Consider the following 18,834-nt stretch of genomic DNA (forward strand, 5'->3'; position numbering starts at 1 on the left):
CAGGACAACCGGGGGTTAGAACAAGCTGTCTATGAAGCTTATGGAAGCGAAGCCCCTTCACCGGCTGATGAATCCGAGGTTGCTTCCTGATTTGTCTGCTTTTGGGAGTCGCTTTGACTCTGGGTTCCCCCAGACTCGTCTTTCTCCTCCGTTGCAACCTTATCATTGGTTTTCGCGTTCTCATCCTTCTTCTCTGCGTCCGGATCGGATGAATCTGGCGCGTCATCAGCGATGCCGGTTACAGCGGCCTTCGCTGTCTGTAACGTCAGCTGTACTGTACGCTGCTCGCCTGACACCTGTTCCTTTTGCTTCACAACGTATCCCTCACCCTTGGTTGTAACTCCCACCTTCATGAGTGAAAGTATTTCTAAAGCATCACGCAGGGATTCACCGGTCAGATCAGGCACCTTCATCTTGCTGCTTTCCTCAGTGAGCAGATACACACGCTGACCCGGATTCATCGAAGCCCCGGCCTGCGGATACTGTCGAATGACATTTTCGCCCTGACCCAGTGTTACATAAGCGATACCTGAGTTCAGAAGCTGACTTCTGGCCTGCTTCGCTGTTTTACCACTCAAGTCTGGAGCCTTGGCCTGCAATACAACCGTTTCTTTTGACTTTTTGTCATTCGTTTTGGCGGTATCTTTCGGAACACCCATATATTGCAGCGTTTGGCTTACAACCTTTTTGAACACCGGAGCAGCCGCAGTGCCTCCCCCAATGTTGGTACCATCTGGCTGGTCAATAACAATCAGCATGGCAATCTTCGGATTGTTGACTGGTGCAAAACCGATAAACGAAACGACATCTTTGCTTTTGCTGTATTGACCATTAATAACCTTTCTCGCTGTTCCCGTCTTGCCTGCAACTCGGTAGCCCTCAATATAGGCATTGCGACCTGTACCCATCGTCTGATCTGCCACGACCTGTTCCAGATACCCGCTGACGAGCTTGGCAGACTCTTTCGAGATCACTTGACGAACAACTTTCGGTTTGATCACTTCTGTTGAACCGTCATTCGGATTAATAATTTCCTTCACCAGGTGAGGCTGAATTAACTTTCCGCCGTTGGCAACGGCCGAGATGGCAGCTAACTGCTGAATCGGAGTTACTTGAACGAGACCGTGACCGTAAGCAGCGGTAGCAATTTCCGATTTATAAATCAGTGGTTTGATTGGCGAAGCTGCTTCACTTGGCAGATCAATACCCGTCTTTTTACCAAAACCGAACTCATCAATATAGTGGCGCAACCGTTCTCCTCCAAGCATTTTATAACCAAGGTTAACAAAAGCAATGTTACTGGAGCGTTTGACGCCTTCAAGATAAGAAATTAATCCATAGGAATGCCCATTATCACTGATGGTATAGCCACCAATACGTGTTGGTTTTGATTCAAACATCGCATTTGGATCAAACAGCTTCTCTTCCACGGCGCCCGCAAGGGTAACAATTTTGAACGTGGAACCCGGTTCATAGATGGACTGCGTTGCATGGTTGATAAAGTTTTTCTGATCCGGCGTGGACGCATACGTATTCGGATTAAAGGTTGGCCAATTGGCCATGCCCAGAATTTCCATCGTGTTCGGATCGGCAGCAATGACGGTCATACTAAGCGGATTATACTTGGCAACCGTCTCTTTCATGGCCTCCTCAATATAGAGCTGGATCGTATCATCAATCGTCAACTTCAGGTTTTTACCGTTTTGAGGTGGCAGGTAGCTATCTTGTGAATCTGGAAGCTTGATGCCCTTGGCATCCTTCTGATAGTTCAAATAGCCGTCTGTGCCTGTCAAAACATCGTTGTATGATACTTCAAGCCCATTGACTGCTTTACCATCACGGCTCATATAACCGAGCACATGAGAAGCCAGCGTCTGCTCAGGATAAAAACGCTTGGATTCCTGTGTCATGACAATTGCATTACCAGCCTTGTACTCATCCTGCAGCTCTTCACGCAGTGCTTTAACCTTTTCAGCAAGCTCGGGGCTGATTTTGTAGCCTTCACTGCGCACTTCACGCTGCTGAAAGAATTCTCCATCATCCTTCTTCGCTGTAACAAGAGCACGCATCTCACTCTCATTTTTTTTCAGCAAAGCGGACAGCTTCTGTGTCACTTCGTCCTCAATGCCCAATTGATTAATCAAAAGCGGGTTCACTGAAACCGTGTAGGCCGGTGAATCCGTGGCGAGCACATTGCCATTGCGGTCTGTAATTGTTCCCCGAGCAGCCTTGATCGTCTGTTCCCTCTCAATCAGACCTGCTGCCCGTTCCTGCCATTCGCCGCCATTGACTACCTGAATGAAAAATATACGTGTTACGAGTACAAGAAAAAAGAGGGTAATAAATCCCCCTATTAACAACGTGCGCATTTTTATTCGTTTTACCATCGAAACACCTCTTTATTTGCTGCTAGCTGCATTCGAGGATGATTCAGCACCCGTTGATGTGTTTGTCGTTGTTGTGCGAGGTACAAAAATAACATCCTTGTCGGAAGCTTCAACGTAACCTAGAGCTTTTGCATTTTCTATTACCTGATTGTTCAGTCTTTCCTTCTCCACTTGCAAATCAGCAATTGCATTCTGATCTTTCTTGACATCTGCAATGGTGGACTGGGCCTGCTTGTTCAGATCATAAATATGTGCGTAGCGAGACATCAGCATTCCCCCCACAACAATCACTGCTATAAGCGTGAGCAGATATAGAAACTTTTCGCGAGCTGGCAGACCCGTTCGACGTGTAACTACTTTGGTGGTTTCCTTATACCTCTGCTGCGTTACACGCTCTTGTGCTTTTGGTTTTACCGCTAGATTGCCACGTGTATATGCCATTCGAAGGCTCCTCCTCCATTTTTGTTCTACAATTTCTCAGCTACACGCAGCTTGGCTGATCGCGCACGAGAGTTTTCAGTAAGTTCCGCCTCCGTTGGAGTCAGCGGTTTTCGGTTCACGAGACGCAGGGTCCCTTTGCCGCCGCATACACATAACGGAAAGTCAGGTGGACATGTGCATTTTTCAAGATAACTGCTGAAGATCTGCTTACATATCCGATCCTCAAGGGAATGGAAGGTAATCACAGATACGCGCCCCCCTGGCGCGAGACAACGAACAGCCTGATGCAGCCCTTCTTCAAAAGCACCCAGTTCATCATTCACAGCAATACGCAGCGCCTGAAAACTTCGTTTGGCAGGATGTCCACCGGTTCGGCGGGCAGCTGCCGGAATACCTTCCTTGATCAATTCCACAAGCTCACCTGTCGTTTCGATCTCGGACTGACTGCGCTTCTCCACAATGACGCGAGCGATCCGTTTGGAAAACTTCTCTTCCCCGTAACGATAGAGAATCCGGGCAATCTCTTCTTCCGGCCACTCATTCACAATCTCTTTGGCTGTCAGAAAAGCATCCTGATCCATACGCATGTCCAGCGGTGCATCGTGATTGTAGCTGAACCCGCGTTCTCCCTCGTCAAATTGTGGAGAGGAAACCCCCAGATCATACAAAATTCCATCAACTTGCGGTATGCCATCTTTCATCGGAACGTCAAGGTCCTTGAGAACCTGTTCCAAATCCCTGAAATTGGTTTTCACCAATGTAACCTGGTTTTCATAAGCAGCGAGCTTCTCTCGTGCATTATCCAAAGCCCAATCATCCTGATCCAGTGCGATCAGACGTCCCCCCGGACCTAACTTGGATGCAATGACAGAGCTGTGTCCCGCGCCTCCTAAAGTGCAGTCCACGTATATACCGTCCTGCTTGATGTTTAGTCCCTCGGTTGCCTCTTCTTTGAGTACGGTGATGTGGTGAAACAACCTGCACCCCTCCTAACGTTATAAGTCAAAATTAAAATCGACCAGCTTTTCGGCAATGTCGTTGAATGCTTCCTCGGATTGATTGAAATAACTCTCCCATATGCCTTTGCTCCAAATCTCCACCCGGTTGGACACGCCAAGAACAACACAATCCTTGTCCAGTTTGGCGAACTCTCTCAAGTTGCCCGGCAGATTTACCCTGCCCTGTTTGTCCAGTTCACATTCGGTTGCACCTGAGAAAAAAAACCGGGTAAACGCACGTGCATCAGATTTCATCAGTGGCAGTGCTTTGAGCTTCTGTTCCATGATCCCCCACTCCTCCATGGGGTACACGAAAAGACACTGGTCCAAACCTCGTGTGACAACGAAAGAAGGTCCGAGTGATTCGCGGAATTTAGCCGGAATGATAACCCGACCTTTATCATCAATGCTATGCTGAAACTCTCCCATAAACATTGGTCCACTCACCCCTCACCCATTTCCCCCACTTTGCCCCACTTTCCACCACCTAAGCATAATAGATTCGGTTAAAAAAATCAAAACCCTTCTTGACATTCCTGCTTTTTATTTTCATTTCATCAAAAAAAACGTCTCTGATCCTGTCATTCAGGATCAAAGACGTTTCCCGGTTACGGGCAATCGTATTATGTGTACCCGCATATGAGCCATATCATCAATACACCATTCTATATCTTTTGAATCAGGTTATCAGCTTGTAATTAATGGATATCGTTTAAAATTTCCAGCTATCCAAATATTTTTCCTGCTCAGCAGACAAGGTGTCGATCGCGATATTCAAACTTTCCAGCTTGTAACTTGCGACCTGCTGATCAATCTCATACGGAACATTTACCACGTTTTTGCCTAGAGCCTCGTAGTTTTCACTTACATACCGCAGCCCAAGCGCTTGCAACGCAAAGGTCGTGTCCATAATTTCAGCCGGATGCCCGTCAGCAGCTCCCAGATTAACCAAACGTCCTTCTGCAAGAAGATACATTTTGCGACCATCCTTGAAGCGATACTCCTCAATATTGCGGCGAACGGTGCGTATGGATTCGGAACGTTTGGCGAGCTCAGGTTTGTTAACCTCAACATCAAAGTGACCAGCATTACTCAAAATCGCTCCGTCTTTCATTACATCGTAATGCTCACCTGTAATAACATCCTTATTACCTGTCACTGCGATAAAGAAGTCTCCGATCTTCGCCGCCTCCAGCATCGTCATCACCCGGAAACCGTCCATGTGAGCTTCGACCGCTTTAATCGGATCAATTTCAGTGACAATGACATTGGCCCCCAGGCCTTTGGCACGCATCGCTACCCCTTTGCCACACCATCCGTAGCCAGCAACGACAACATTTTTACCAGCAACCACCAGGTTGGTTGTACGAATAATCCCGTCAAAAGCGGATTGTCCCGTACCATAGCGATTATCAAACAGGTATTTGCAATATGCGTCATTCACCGCAACCATCGGGAATCTCAGCTGTCCCTCTTTCGCCAAAGCTTTCAGTCGAATAATACCTGTTGTCGTTTCTTCTGCCCCGCCGCGAATCGTAGCAGCAAGGTCAGGGCGCTCCGACGCGATAATCGTGGCAAAATCTCCGCCATCATCTATAATCAGATCAGGCTTCACTTCAAGAGCACGAAGCTGCAATGCCTTGAATTCTGCTGGCTCCGGATTATATTTAGCATATACCGTCACACCGTCTTCAACCAATGCCGCACAGACATCATCTTGAGTGGAGAGCGGATTACTGTGTGTAATCGTTACATCAGCCCCTCCAGCCTGAATGACTTTTGCCAGATAAGCTGTTTTTGCTTCCAGATGAAGACAAATAGCAACCTTGAGCCCTTTAAACGGAAGATCCTGTTCAAACTGACGGCGAATTCGGTTCAACACCGGCATATGCGCCTCAACCCAATCAATTTTCAAATGTCCCTCTGAAGCAAGGCCCATATCTTTAACGATACTGTTCTGCAGTGAAGATGTGGTCACTCGATCTCCTCCTCATATGTGTTTCTTCTATTTAAAACATTCATGTCATCATCACACTTAGTAAAGATTGATATTATCAACATACTTACAATTTAATAACCTGGTGCTGCCCTTTGAATTCAGCAGATGCTTGAATCAATTCCTCAATCCAATGCGTTCCATAACGATTCAGGTAAAAGAGTGCATTATGTACTCGTTCCTGCGGTTTCCCCATCGGGAACAGAGCATGCTGAATACCGTTCCAATGCCTTAAACTCACTGCATGTTTATCTTCAATAGCCTTGCGAGTCTGCCGCTCCAGATATTGAATCTGCTCATGAATTTTACCCACATTCGCTTCACCGATTCGGCCCAGTCCAGGATGCAGCTCTGCTACCTGCTCCAGCAACGGTTGGTACAGTGTCATAAACTCTTCACGAATCCGTGTAAACTGCTCATCTACTTGGAACGTTTCCTGCTGTGCAAGCCAATTTTCTTTCTTTTCCTGCAAATGATACTGCACGTCCTGGAAAGAAAGTCCATATTGTTTCATATGTTTATCGTGCACATCCTCCAGAATCGTGAAAGAGAGACGCGGCAGCAGTATAGGCATCTGCAAGCCAAATGTGCGGAACGCTTCGCGTGTCAGACCCCAGTATGCAATCTCGCCGTGTCCCAAAATTACAGCTGCCACAGGCAGTAAAGAATCCTGCATCAATGGACGAGTCAGTACGTTGTTGCTGAAACGTTCAGGATGCTGCTTCAGTTCCTGCAGCAAACGCTCTTCTGTAAACGATACAAGCCCTTTGCGGTCCTGATAAAGGTTATCCTTGAGCGTCAATAACAAACGGACCCCTTCGTGAATATAAAAGAGGTTGGCACCATCCTCTGCCACCTCGGCTGGCATCGCATAACCCGCTTGTTCAACTAACGAAGCACCCTGTAAGTAAGAGGTACGTAATGACGTATTTTGCTGAATCATTCTTGCAAATACAGGCTGCTCCAGTTTACGCAATTCCGGATCGGCTGCATCCATAAGAATCAGGCCGCTGCTTGCAAACAAAGCCGATATAATACGGGCAAAAGCATCGCTCAGATTAGAGCTGGCACGATGAATTTCTGTAAGCTGCTTTATTAGTCCAGGCTTATAAATGGTATCCGGCAGCAAGTGCTCTACCTGCTCAAGCACATGCTCCCACTGTTCCGGTTTCACCTGCACATGACTGACAGAGTCTCTTCCCGTAAAGTGTCCCTGCAGTTTTACTTTGCGCATATCCCCCTGTGGTTCGGGCAGATACGTATGGTTAACCTCATCCCAGTCATGATCCTCACCCGCAATCCAGAACACAGGTACAACCGGATGTTTTAATTGCTTCTCTGCTTCACGAGCGGCGGCAACCACACTCGCTGCTTTGTATATGACAAACAAAGGTCCGGTGAGAAGCCCGCTCTGTTGCCCTCCAGTAACGACCCATGCGTTCTCTTCCACAAGACGGGTAATGGAAGCATGAACATGATCATGATTGTTCACTCGTTTATTATATATACGTAAATATGACGCCAGTTCATGACGATCAACACGTGTATGCTCCGATTGTTTAAGCCATTCAGCGCGCGCGTGGAGGCCATTTTCCCAGCGAATATCATATTCATACAGGCTTCGCGCAGCATCTGCCGTACAGATATAATCCTCTGCAAGCTTTGATCCGCTGCGGAGCGCCTCAGTAATCCCTTTCATGAGGTCTGCCTCCTATTCTGCTTCAAAGAGCCTTCCTTGATTGTACCGAATTCAGTAGCGCTTCGTCAAAGCAAAGTCATAAATTATATAAAAAAAACCGCCGAACATGTCGGCGGTTATGATGTATATAATAGCATATTCTTTTTGCTGACTATTATACGTAGGGCTCTGCGACCCAATGTCCTTTGGAAACCTCAATTAATTGAGCGTTCTCCAGGTTATATGGATCATTTACAGGACCGCCCGCAGCATTTTGAATTGGGCCGGATTGTTCTTCCGGCAGCAAAATGCGGCGTTTATTCGCTTCCACTTCCGGGTCTGGTACCGGAATCGCAGAAAGCAATGTTTTGGTATACGGGTGGATCGGGTTGGAGTACAATTCTTCACTCTCTGCCAATTCTACCACTTTACCCATATACATAACGGCTACACGGTCACTAATATGTTTAACCATAGACAAGTCATGGGCAATGAAGAGATACGTCAAGCCAAGGCGCTGCTGCAGCTCCTCGAGCAATTTAACAACCTGTGCCTGAATGGATACGTCAAGCGCAGAAAGCGGCTCGTCACAGATGATAAATTTAGGGTCAACGGCAAGCGCACGCGCAATACCGATCCGTTGTCTCTGTCCACCAGAGAATTCATGCGGGTAACGCAGTGCATGACTTGGATTCAAACCTACCAGATCAAGCAACTCTTCCACGCGTCTCTTACGCTCTTTGGAGCTAGTCGCCAAGCCATGAATATCAAGGGACTCCCCGATAATATCCATAACGTTAAAACGTGGATTAAGCGATGCGTATGGATCTTGGAAAATCATCTGCATATCCTTACGCATTTCCTTCATTTTGCGTGGGGACAACTTGTAAATGTCCGTGCCATTGAAGTTCACACTTCCGCCCGTTGGCTCGTAAAGACGCAAAATGGTACGTCCAGTCGTAGATTTACCACAACCTGACTCCCCTACAACGCCAAGTGTTTCTCCTTCGAAAATATCGAAGCTTACATCATTAACGGCTTTAAGAACGTTACCTTTACCAAGGTTAAAGTATTGCTTCAAGTTTTTCACTTGAACCAAAGGTTTGTTGCTGCCTTTAACAATGCCTGCTGGCGCTGGTTTTTCCTTTTTCGGCTCGTCCAGACGAGGAAGTGCATTCAGCAATTTAATCGTATATGGATGCTGCGGGTTGCTGAAGATTTCAGTCGTTGTTCCCGTTTCAACCACTTCGCCTTCCTTCATAACTACAACACGGTCACACATGCCCGCAACGACACCAAGGTCATGCGTAATCAGCATAATGGAGGTACCCAGTTTTCGCTGCATGTCCTTCATTACATCCAGAATTTGAGCCTGAATGGTAACGTCAAGTGCTGTAGTCGGCTCATCGGCAATCAGAAGAGACGGACGGCAAGCAAGCGCAATTGCAATCATGGCACGCTGACGCATACCGCCAGAGAATTGGTGCGGGTAATGATTCATACGAATTGCAGCATTTTTGATACCTACAAGCTCCAGCATCTCAAGCGCAGCTTTGTCCGCTGCCTGTTTGGACATATTCTGGTGCTTACGTAATACTTCCGTAATCTGTTTACCCACTTTAATTGTAGGGTTCAGGGAAGTCATCGGATCCTGGAAGATCATACCGATATCTTTACCACGAATGGATTCCATCTCTTTATCTGTTTTGTTCAACAGATCTTGCCCGTGAAACGTAATATCTCCGCTCTTAACTTTTGAAGGCGGGGAGGGAATCAATTTCATGATGGTCTGGGCGGTAACACTCTTACCACTACCTGATTCACCTACGATTCCCAGCGTTTCTCCTTTGCCAATTTCAAAACTTACATTTTTAACGGCATCAAATTCTCCCGAGCGTGTCGAGAACGATACACTCAAGTCTTTGACTGTTAAAATCGGCTCCATAATCCCACCTCCTGTTTCTATTTACGTAATTTCGGATCAAGTGCGTCACGCAATCCATCACCGAGCAAATTAAATGCAAGCATCGTAACAACCATCAGACCTGCCGGGAACCACATCCGCCATGGATACAGTGTCCAGCCTGTAAGTGCATCGTTGATCATTGATCCCAAGGAAGATCTTGGTGCAGATACACCCAAACCGAGGAAGCTCAAGAAGGCCTCAGCAAAGATTGCATTTGGAATGGACAATGTCAATGTAACGATAATCGGTCCGACCGCATTTGGCAGCAAGTGACGGAACAATTGACGTCCAGTGCTTGCACCCATCGAACGTGCGGCAAGGATAAAGTCTCTATTTTTCAGCTGCATAATCTCACCACGTACAATCCAGGACATGCTGATCCAGCCAGTAATGGTAAGTGCAATAATAATTGTTGTAAGACTTGGCTCCAGAACAACCAACAGCAGGATAACTACCAGCATGTATGGCAAAGAGTATAAAATTTCGGAAAACTTGTTCATGATACCATCGACGCGTCCACCATAATAACCCATGATTGCACCATAGATTACACCGATCACAAGGTCAATCAACGCTGCAGCAAGACCCACTGTCAAGGATACCCGTGCTCCGACCCATGTTCTTACCCATACATCACGACCCAGGTCATCTGTACCAAACCAGTGCTCCGCACTTGGCGCACTGTTCGCATTAAGCAAATCATTGGAATAATAATTGTATTTCGTAAACAAAGAAGTTGGTCCAATCAAAGCAAAGAGTACAACGAGAACCAATACACCAAGACTGATCATCGCAGCTTTGTTGGTAGCCAATCTGTACATTGCGTCTCTAAAAAGGGATACACTTTCCTGCGGCTTCACCGCTGCCTGACTGTTCAGGTCAGTGTTCGCCGTTCCATTATTGTTATTATTCGTGCCAGACAACGTTATGCCCCCTTCCGGCTTTCCAGCTTAATTCTAGGATCAATTAATACGTAAGCGATATCTGTAAGGAAACGTGCCAACATCAGGAGAATACCATAGAAGATAGTGATTCCCATGATCATTGTATAGTCACGGTTTGTGATACTTTCAACAAACACTTTACCAATACCACCAATATTAAAGATCTGCTCAATAACAACAGAACCCGTAATAATGTTGGCGGTCATTGGACCTACATACGTAACAACAGGCAAAATACCGTTACGAACAACGTGTTTGAACATGATTGCAGGCCATTTCAAACCTTTGGCTTTAGCGGTTTTGATATAATCTGCATGTAAAACTTCCAGCATGCTTGAACGCGTCAAACGTGCAATAAAGGCAATTGGTGATGCCGACAAGGCAGCAACAGGAAGCACATAGTCTAGTGGTCCATCGAAGCCCATAACGTTAAACCAGCCCAGTTTAAATGCAAATACATATTGTAATAGGGACGCCAGCAAGAAGCTTGGTACAGCGATCCCGATAACAGCAAGAACCATGGTTACGTCATCAATCAGTTTGCGGTGATAAACAGCTGCGAGCAGACCCAGCAGCACTCCGACAATGATTGAGATAATGATCGCAAATATACCCAGCTTCAATGAAGCAGTGAATGTTTCCGCAATCATGCCGGACACATCACGGTTCAGATACTTCATTGAAACTCCAAAGTCACCTTTGATGATTCCACCCATGTATTGCAGATATTGTTCATACATCGGCTTGTCCAATCCATATTTGGCTTCCAGAAGCGCACGGATTTCAGGTGATACTTTTTTCTCCGATGTAAAAGGGTCACCAGGAATGGCCTTCATCAGGAAGAAGGTCATTGAAGCGAGTATGAAAAGCGATAGCAGCATAAATAGCAGTTTTTTCAAAACGTACTTAACCAACCCTTGCACACCTCCACAAACAATATTTTGTATACAAATCGATTGTAGAATTAGACAGCGATAAAGTCCAATCCATTTATCGGAAATTTCAAGAATTATAAGGAAAATCAGTGCACATACAAAAAAATCGGGATATATATGGAATTCCACATATATATCCCGAAGTAAATCATATTAGACTTCAGAACAACTTACTTCTCTTCCAAATATGCGCGAGTGAAGTCAATTGCTCCACTGAAATCAAGTTGTACACCTTTAAGGTAAGGCTTAGTCAAAGATACGTTAGTGTAGTAGTAGATTGGCATTACAGCCATTTCATCTTGAATCAGAACTTTCTCAGCATCAGCAAACGCAGCCATACGTGCAGCTGGATCAGCTGTTTTTACAGTGTCTTTAACATCTTTGTCATACTGTTCGTTGCTGAATTTGGAGTCATTGTTTGTGTTGCCAGTAGTCCACATTTCCAAGAAGTTGTACGGATCGTTGTAGTCAGCAGACCAGCCCGCACGAGCGATTTGGAAGTTTTGGTTTTGACGGTTCTCAAGGAATACGCCCCACTCTTGGTTTTCTGTTTTCACATCAACACCAAGGTTTTGTTTCCACATATCAGCGATTGCCAAAGCGATTTTCGCATGACCATCACTTGTGTTGTAGATCAAAGTAACAGCTGGAAGTGTAGTGTATCCTTCTTCTTTCATACCTTCTTCAAGCAACTTTTTAGCTTCAGTTACATCTTCTTTGAAGTAATCATCTTTGTGCTCATCGCGGAACTCACCATTTTCACCGCGGATACCTGGAGGTACAAATCCGAATGCCGGAATTTGACCACCTTGTGTTACTTTATCAACGATCAGTTGACGGTTGATGGACATTGCAAATGCTTTACGGATTTTAGCGTTGTTGAATGGTGCTTCATTTACGTTGAACTGGTAGTAGTAAGTACTTGCAATACCAGTAGCTTTAAACTCGTTTGGCAATTCAGCTTTTACAGCTGGAATTTGGTCAGAAGGAATCTCACCGTTAGGTGCACCTGTGTAATCCAATTGTCCTGATTTGTAAGCTTGAAGCTCGGAAGCACTGCTGTTTGTCAGGGACATATCAATTTGAGTCAATTTAATATCAGAAGCTGCGTGGTATCCTTCATTTTTCTTCACAACAATTTTTTGACCTTTAGCGTATTGATCCATTACGAATGGTCCGTTAACGATCATGTTTTTGTAATCTGTGAAGAATTTGTCATTTGTGTCAGCAGACTTGTGTACTGGGTAGTATGTGTAGAATGCTGTCAGACCCAGGAAGTAAGGAGTTGGATTTTCCAACGTTACTTCCAGTGTGTGCTCGTCCGTAGCTTTCACACCCACTTGGGAGAAATCAGTGATTTTAGTCCCTTTGAAGTCTTTGTCTTTGCTCATGTTGAAACCTTCTGCACCCTTGATGTAGTACAATTGGTATGCATAAGGAGAAGCTGTTTCCGGTTTCAAAGCACGTTCCCAGGAACGAACGAAATCCTCAGCTGTTACAGGATCACCATTGCTCCATTTAGCATCCGGGTTCAGGTTGAATACATATTTCAAACCATCTTCAGAGATAGTCCAGTCTTTAGCAACACCTGGAGCTTCTTTACCATCAGCACCAATGCGAACAAGACCTTCATACAAGAACTTCAGTACCGTGTTGGTTTGGCTGTCTTTTGCTTGAGCCGGGTCCAACGTAGGAGGTTCAGCTGACAAGTTAATTTTCAGAACCTGATCTTTGGCAAGACCCTTTTCTTCACTTGCAGAACCGTTATCTGTTGTGGTACCTGTGCCTTCATTTTTCGATCCGCACGCTGCAAGTACGGTACCGAACGCCAAGATCAGCGTCAAAAGGACTAATAGACTTTTCCTTTTCATCTAACTTTTCCCCCTAAATTGATGTGGTTTATGTTTATAGATTATACAACCACCGGTCAAAAAAATCTACATTACTTTTTCAGAAAGTAATGTTTTTTTCAGTTTTCGACAAATTCGCCACAATATTTGGGCATTTCGCGTTATGTAACCTTACATTTGATTCATAATGTATCTAAATAATCCAAATAAAGTAAACAAAATATATCCAAAACTCATGATCACAAATGACATGCGCCATACGGCCCGGAACATTCTTCCCCCATCAACCTTCCCTTTTAGTCGATTTTGCGCACCTCCGATAAATCCAAGCGCAATTAGTATGAGTATTAAAGTTAAATAAAATCCGAAATTCGAGTCAAATGTTAAGTTGAATAACGCTGATACAGAGAAAATAAGAAAAAATGTAGTGACGTCCATCGCTGTTCGAAGCGCAATGGACTTGTCCTTCTTCCAAACAATCATGCCCCAGTACACTAGAAGAAAAGGAAAAAAGGGCAATATGCTCAATACGATGAAAATCTCCATTAACTCACTCCTTCTGATGGCATGCCTTGGATCAGATGAAGCAGCGTTTCATGTGCAGATACATTCAAATTAAACTGCTTCGCCATAGTTATAATTGATCCATTAATCGATTCAACCTCTGTTGTGCGTTTATGCAGTACATCTGCAAGCATGGAGGATGTATTGGAACCCGTGCTGCGGCACACGCCCATCACTTGTTCCCACAAGTCCTCATCCATTTGTACCCCCATAGCCTTATATACAGCAATGGCCTCATCATACAGCTGCCTCATCATATTTAATCGCTCCGTGCGTTGAAGCAGTTCACCGTTAGGGATTCTCCATATTGCCGTAAGCGGATTAATCACCGCGTTAATCAACAGTTTTCTGAAGAAATGCTTATCGATTTCATTCGACACTGTACAGTCAAATCCTGCCTGCCGCATAACCTCAGCCAAAGTAAATATACTTAGTTCCCGCTCCGCATCTTCACCTCTGTCCATTGAAGTAACGCTAAAACCTAGATGTGTCTCTCCTGCTCCTGCCCGATGCACCCGGGATACATCACGTTTTGCGCCTTCTGTTGTAATGGCACTGCATAACAAAGAATCTGGTAAAGCTGCATGAAGCCTGTCCAGATGTCCCATACCATTTTGAAAACAAGCTATCCTTACATGCTGCCTGTCTTTTAGCTCTTTGAGAGATTTCATCTGATCTATAAAATCATGCACATGGGTTTGCTTCACCGTAAGAAGCATCCAGTCTCCCGGCGCCTCACGCCAAATCTCTGCCAGTTTCGATAGAGGCTTGGCCTGAACAACCTCTGGTTTGATATAGCTATCTCCGCTCCTCTCCGTGATAACAATTCCCTTATGTTGAAGCTGCTCCGCCTGTTCTAAGGTTCTAGTCCAGAACCGTACACTGATGCCAGCCGCCTGCAGCTTGCCTCCAAATAAGAGACCTAATGATCCCGCTCCGACAACGTCTATATTCATATTACCATCCCCACTTTCATGGCCTCGAATCCTTCAGGCTTCCTGATTCCATTTTTGATCTTCCATACCTGACTCATATAACTGGCTCAATCTTTCTTCTTCTATAATAGAACAAAATGCACACACTAAAAACCCGTCATACCTTCCGTAATGTCACGGAGGTGTGGCGGGCTCATATTACAATGTTACATCCAGATCGAATCACACTACTCAATTCGTTCCAAATTTCCGTTAGCATCCATCTTAAATCTTGTTTTGAGTTCCTCTTCTTCTTCTGATAAAAAGGCAAGCCTGCGTGCACGATCCATAATCTGGATTAATGCCTTGTAATCATCGTTGACAACACGATAATCCGTCTGAACCTCGTTGACCTCCTTGGAAAGTCGGTCGTTTTCACAGCGAAGCTCAAGCAGCTCATCTTCCTTCTCACGAAGTTCTTTCTCCAGCATTTTAAGCTGGCGGCTGCTCTCCTGTACAGTGCCCTTCCACTGCCGCAGGAAGCGAATCACCGCATCGATGGAGAGAGACTCTTCAGACACACCATCTGTCTTGTAAATCCCCTCTTCAGTTTCCATTGCAGCCAGAGCGGCGACTTGTGGACCAAGCATAGCCGGCTGTTTTCTGAGATAACTGCGCTTCTGTCTTTGCGCTTTCGCATTACTGATTGCTGATTCATACTTTTTACGTACACAGCTGTTCCAGCGAAACCCGCATGCGGCTGAAGTTCTTCCTATTTTCTCACCCACTTCTTCAAACGCGGCCAGCTGCGTGCTACCTTCCCGAATATGACGCAATGTAACCTCTGCCAAAATCAAATCATCCTCTGTACTCCAAGCATCCTGTCTCACTGCAGTCATGCTATAATACCCTCCTAACACCATCCTGAAATAACCGTCCGCATAACCGGTAAACCGTTATGTGAATTAGGTATAAAAGTTGCTTTACTCATTCTTATGCCTCTCATAGAGTTCATAGAATTGATTTTCATACTAAAATGTATTTCCATATTCAAGCTCCCGCATACGTAATTGATGCAAATCCTCTTGCTTTTGAGTAGTTATGCCAAAAAAAGAATTCGCTTTCATACCCAAATTTGTTTACACCTTTTTCCTTTGTCGGTATAATGTTGTGTAGACAATCTATGAACGTACATAAGAGAGGAGGATTTACCGTGGCACGCATGTTTCGGGTACTCGGGTTCTTCACGCTTGCGATTGGCCTGATGGCTTTTGCAGGAGACTTGGTCGAAATGGCTTTGCTTTTCTTCCTGCAGACTGCGTTTTTTGTCCTTTTGGGATACTTGAAGTTTACAGAACGCACATACATATTGCTCTTCTGGGGTTATATGATCGTGACGTTCACAGGGTTCAGCTATTGGACAGTATTTCAAATGGGGCTGCCGCTCTAATCCGCCAGCAGCATCAAAGCGATCCGGCTATGTCGGGTTGCTTTTTTGTTGTTCTCAGCTTACATATAAAGCTATGGTGTTATGTAACCAGTAAGGATATTTTACGTATGGATTTCATATATTGTCTGGAAGAATAAATCAAGTTCGCAGGGAAAGGAGCATGCCTGGTGAAGCTTCGACATAACTTAGGAGCCATCATATTAACGATAGGATTATTCCTGCAGCCCGCATCATCTTATATCTATGGAGAATCTACACCCGCAGATACACAAGCCATTTTACAAAAGGCGTTATCTATTGTAGAGATAGATCATGAAATTGAGCGCATCACTAAAAAGCAGGAGGAACTGGCCGCACAGCATAAGACACTATCCGCACAGCTGCAGCAGCAGGAGCAGGAGATACATATCCAGCAAGAACGGGCAGGAGCCGTTGTGAGGTCCTATTATACGGGAGAGCGGGACAGTCTGCTTATGACGGTGCTTGGAGCCAAATCATTTAAAGATTTGTTTGTGCTGTATGACTACTATCAGATTATTATTGGCAGAGATCAAGCCACGCTGGACAAGTACCAGACCCGGTATAACAGCCTTCAGCAAACCTCCAATCAAATTCGGCAAACCTCTGTAGAACTGGCGGAGATGAAAACAAACCTTCAAAATCAACGCACACGCGTAGCATCACTGCAAAATGAAGTCGATGAGCAAATAACCGCCAGCGGGGACGCGGCAGCTATTCAGAAATTAATGAACGAATTGACCTTGTATTGGGAAAATATCGGAATATATGAGGTGAAGCGTTACTTCAAGGCACTGGCATCCGCGATGCAGAATCTTCCTGATTTTATTCAGAAGCAGAACGGGGCCATCTCTACCACAGGAACAACGTATACGATTCGCATTGGTCAAGACGAGTTAAATACATTTCTGCGCTCACAAAATGAAATTTTCAACGATTTTGCTTTTACCTTTGAACAGGACAAAATTACAGCGTCAGGCCAACGTGATCAACTGCAGCTAAGCATTGAAGGGCACTACACGGTTGAAAACGAGCCACAAAACGCGATTCGTTATCATGTAGATAAGCTGGTGTTCAATCAACTTGAACTGCCAGACACAACACGCAGCATGCTGGAGAGAGAATTCGATCTCGGTTTTTACCCGCAAAAAATTCTTTCCTTTGTCAAAGCAACCGATGTTGCCACAGATGAAGGTATTCTGGAAGTGAAATTAGCAATTTCGTTCTAGGGATTAATCGCATTTCTGATACTGTTCACGTATTGAGCTACACTTATTTCTCCTTGAAGAACCTGCCTCACCTGTTTCTGAAAACGAACAAGCATGGTTTGACGTTCAGCCAGCCGGATCGGATCGTCGTCTTTCGAAAACCACAATGGTTTCAGCTGCGCGTTATAACGCGCCTGAACCTGTGAAGCTTGCTGGTTCTGCTCCTGCTGCCTGGCAGATAAACGTTTGGTCTGGACATACCATTTATTCTGAACTGCCGCAGACGTCATTCCCTCAATCCATCGGCTGGCCGCATCGGTCTCCGCAGAACCGGCCGTAATGACCAGGGTTCTGGATTTTACCGCCTGAAGCGGTTCCAAGGAAATGGACGCACGAACTGTTGCTCCATCCTGTGCGGATTCGTCTGCGTAAAGAATTCGGGACAATGTGGTCACAAACATCGGCGTTTTTACGTTATAATTTGACGAAGAAAGCACCGGAACAGCAGCCATCGTTTTAATGTATGGCTGCAAGTCACTCAGCAATCTGACTCCACGTTGAAGCTCATCTGCAGGGGATACAGACTGTGAACGGAGCACTTGATCCGGACTCATTCCAGGCGGCAAGTAGCTCATCCATACATTTGCTCCTTCAATATCTTCCATGCCCAGCGAGATCAAAGCCGTGCCCTCCGCCTGTGCTTCCTGAATCAGTTTGGACCACTGCTCCTTATTGTTAGGGAACGCTTGCAGCCCGGCTTTATTCAAAAATGACGTTCTGGCCCCCATTACATATGGGTCAAAATCAAAAGGCAGCCCCCACTGGTACCCGTTCCACTCTGTTATGGCGCGAAGTTCAGCTACCGTTTCTCCGATAGATTTAGACAGCTGCGTTCCGTTTAACGGAAGCAAGTACCCCTTTTTGGCGTATAGCTGTACCTGACCATTTTCGAGCAGAATAACATCTCCGTTCTCCCCCAAAGAAAACTCCTGATCAAGCACATCATTATATTCTCCAGGCTCCACATTCCGAAGTTTAATTTCAACATAACGAGCAGCCGCCACTTCTTCGGCCAGCTTCTCAAAAGCAGCAAATTCCTCTTTGGACATCGATACCGTTACATTCAAAGGTGCTCTTGTATCATCAGCTCGGGATAAAGTTCCCGGATATGTATCGTTCTCTTGATTTCGTTCCTGATTATGCTGCGAACCTCTAAAATCAAAGCTAGGAGAAAGGATCGTTAGCGAGAGCAGCAGCACTGCAAATAAAACTACTTGATGTCTACGCTTCATTCACTCTCCTCCTTAGATCATTTCTGTTCCTTTGATATTTTCCCGCAACAACCATTGTAACAAATATATAGTGCTGTTGTCCTATCCTGCCAAAAAACACTTTTCATCTCTTTTGCATATTACGAGCATATCCAGTTCTGTATAACAACTCGCTTTTCTTTTTTTAGCAAAAAAAGCCGACTGCTAGAGTCGG

The 18,834-nt window shown here is 45.3% G+C and carries 16 protein-coding genes; 2 read left to right on the top strand and 14 right to left on the bottom strand.

What is annotated here, in order from left to right; all coding sequences use genetic code 11:
• Window positions 1–38: 38 nt before the first annotated feature.
• The 13 genes from ACQSGY_RS02025 to ACQSGY_RS02085 all read right to left on the bottom strand — a co-directional run bounded on the left by ACQSGY_RS02025 (window position 39) and on the right by ACQSGY_RS02085 (window position 15,572).
• Window positions 39–2,387: a penicillin-binding transpeptidase domain-containing protein gene (locus ACQSGY_RS02025; RefSeq protein WP_427050476.1), complete on the bottom strand. Its 2,349-nt coding sequence runs from the start codon at window positions 2,385–2,387 to the stop codon at window positions 39–41.
• A gap of 12 nt (window positions 2,388–2,399) precedes the next feature.
• Window positions 2,400–2,828 carry a hypothetical protein gene (locus tag ACQSGY_RS02030; RefSeq protein WP_427050477.1) on the bottom strand — a complete coding sequence of 143 codons (429 nt, stop codon included), beginning with the start codon at window positions 2,826–2,828 and terminating at the stop codon, window positions 2,400–2,402.
• Window positions 2,829–2,854: 26 nt separating this feature from the next.
• Entirely contained in the window at window positions 2,855–3,805 is a 951-nt protein-coding gene (gene rsmH, locus ACQSGY_RS02035; protein ID WP_145404085.1) for a 16S rRNA (cytosine(1402)-N(4))-methyltransferase RsmH, read from the bottom strand.
• A gap of 18 nt (window positions 3,806–3,823) precedes the next feature.
• On the bottom strand, window positions 3,824–4,261 hold the full coding sequence (gene mraZ, locus ACQSGY_RS02040) for a division/cell wall cluster transcriptional repressor MraZ (protein ID WP_427050558.1): 438 nt from the start codon (window positions 4,259–4,261) through the stop codon (window positions 3,824–3,826).
• A 277-nt stretch (window positions 4,262–4,538) separates the two neighbouring features.
• Window positions 4,539–5,804, bottom strand: a complete 1,266-nt coding sequence (locus ACQSGY_RS02045; RefSeq protein WP_184182332.1) for an adenosylhomocysteinase — start codon at window positions 5,802–5,804, stop codon at window positions 4,539–4,541.
• Between the two features lie 85 nt (window positions 5,805–5,889).
• Window positions 5,890–7,521, bottom strand: coding sequence for a bacillithiol biosynthesis cysteine-adding enzyme BshC (bshC, locus tag ACQSGY_RS02050; RefSeq protein WP_427050478.1), 1,632 nt, complete (start codon window positions 7,519–7,521; stop codon window positions 5,890–5,892).
• Window positions 7,522–7,675: 154 nt separating this feature from the next.
• Window positions 7,676–9,445, bottom strand: a complete 1,770-nt coding sequence (locus ACQSGY_RS02055) for a dipeptide ABC transporter ATP-binding protein (protein ID WP_427050479.1) — start codon at window positions 9,443–9,445, stop codon at window positions 7,676–7,678.
• A 17-nt stretch (window positions 9,446–9,462) separates the two neighbouring features.
• Window positions 9,463–10,344 carry an ABC transporter permease gene (locus ACQSGY_RS02060; RefSeq protein ID WP_373288430.1) on the bottom strand — a complete coding sequence of 294 codons (882 nt, stop codon included), beginning with the start codon at window positions 10,342–10,344 and terminating at the stop codon, window positions 9,463–9,465.
• A 47-nt stretch (window positions 10,345–10,391) separates the two neighbouring features.
• Complete coding sequence (locus tag ACQSGY_RS02065) at window positions 10,392–11,324, bottom strand: ABC transporter permease (protein ID WP_145404090.1); 933 nt, start codon at window positions 11,322–11,324, stop codon at window positions 10,392–10,394.
• Between the two features lie 191 nt (window positions 11,325–11,515).
• Window positions 11,516–13,216 (bottom strand): peptide ABC transporter substrate-binding protein, encoded by a 1,701-nt coding sequence (locus ACQSGY_RS02070; RefSeq protein ID WP_145404091.1) that lies wholly within the window; start codon window positions 13,214–13,216, stop codon window positions 11,516–11,518.
• 150 nt (window positions 13,217–13,366) lie between these two features.
• Entirely contained in the window at window positions 13,367–13,741 is a 375-nt protein-coding gene (locus tag ACQSGY_RS02075; protein WP_110898521.1) for a DUF3397 domain-containing protein, read from the bottom strand.
• Complete coding sequence (locus tag ACQSGY_RS02080) at window positions 13,741–14,715, bottom strand: ketopantoate reductase family protein (RefSeq protein WP_427050480.1); 975 nt, start codon at window positions 14,713–14,715, stop codon at window positions 13,741–13,743. The genes ACQSGY_RS02075 and ACQSGY_RS02080 overlap by 1 nt, the downstream gene beginning before the upstream one ends.
• A gap of 206 nt (window positions 14,716–14,921) precedes the next feature.
• Window positions 14,922–15,572: an RsfA family transcriptional regulator gene (locus ACQSGY_RS02085; RefSeq protein ID WP_427050481.1), complete on the bottom strand. Its 651-nt coding sequence runs from the start codon at window positions 15,570–15,572 to the stop codon at window positions 14,922–14,924.
• 314 nt (window positions 15,573–15,886) lie between these two features.
• On the opposite strand from ACQSGY_RS02085, the gene ACQSGY_RS02090 reads away from it, so the two are divergent.
• Window positions 15,887–16,123, top strand: a complete 237-nt coding sequence (locus ACQSGY_RS02090) for a DUF2626 domain-containing protein (RefSeq protein ID WP_090923772.1) — start codon at window positions 15,887–15,889, stop codon at window positions 16,121–16,123.
• 167 nt (window positions 16,124–16,290) lie between these two features.
• On the top strand, window positions 16,291–17,370 hold the full coding sequence (locus ACQSGY_RS02095; protein ID WP_427050482.1) for a hypothetical protein: 1,080 nt from the start codon (window positions 16,291–16,293) through the stop codon (window positions 17,368–17,370).
• Here the strand turns inward: ACQSGY_RS02095 and ACQSGY_RS02100 are convergent.
• Window positions 17,367–18,641 (bottom strand): extracellular solute-binding protein, encoded by a 1,275-nt coding sequence (locus ACQSGY_RS02100; protein WP_427050483.1) that lies wholly within the window; start codon window positions 18,639–18,641, stop codon window positions 17,367–17,369. The genes ACQSGY_RS02095 and ACQSGY_RS02100 overlap by 4 nt on opposite strands.
• Window positions 18,642–18,834 lie beyond the last annotated feature (193 nt).

This window comes from Paenibacillus sp. TC-CSREp1, assembly GCF_050171015.1.
Classification (GTDB): Bacteria; Bacillota; Bacilli; order Paenibacillales; family Paenibacillaceae; genus Paenibacillus; species Paenibacillus silvae.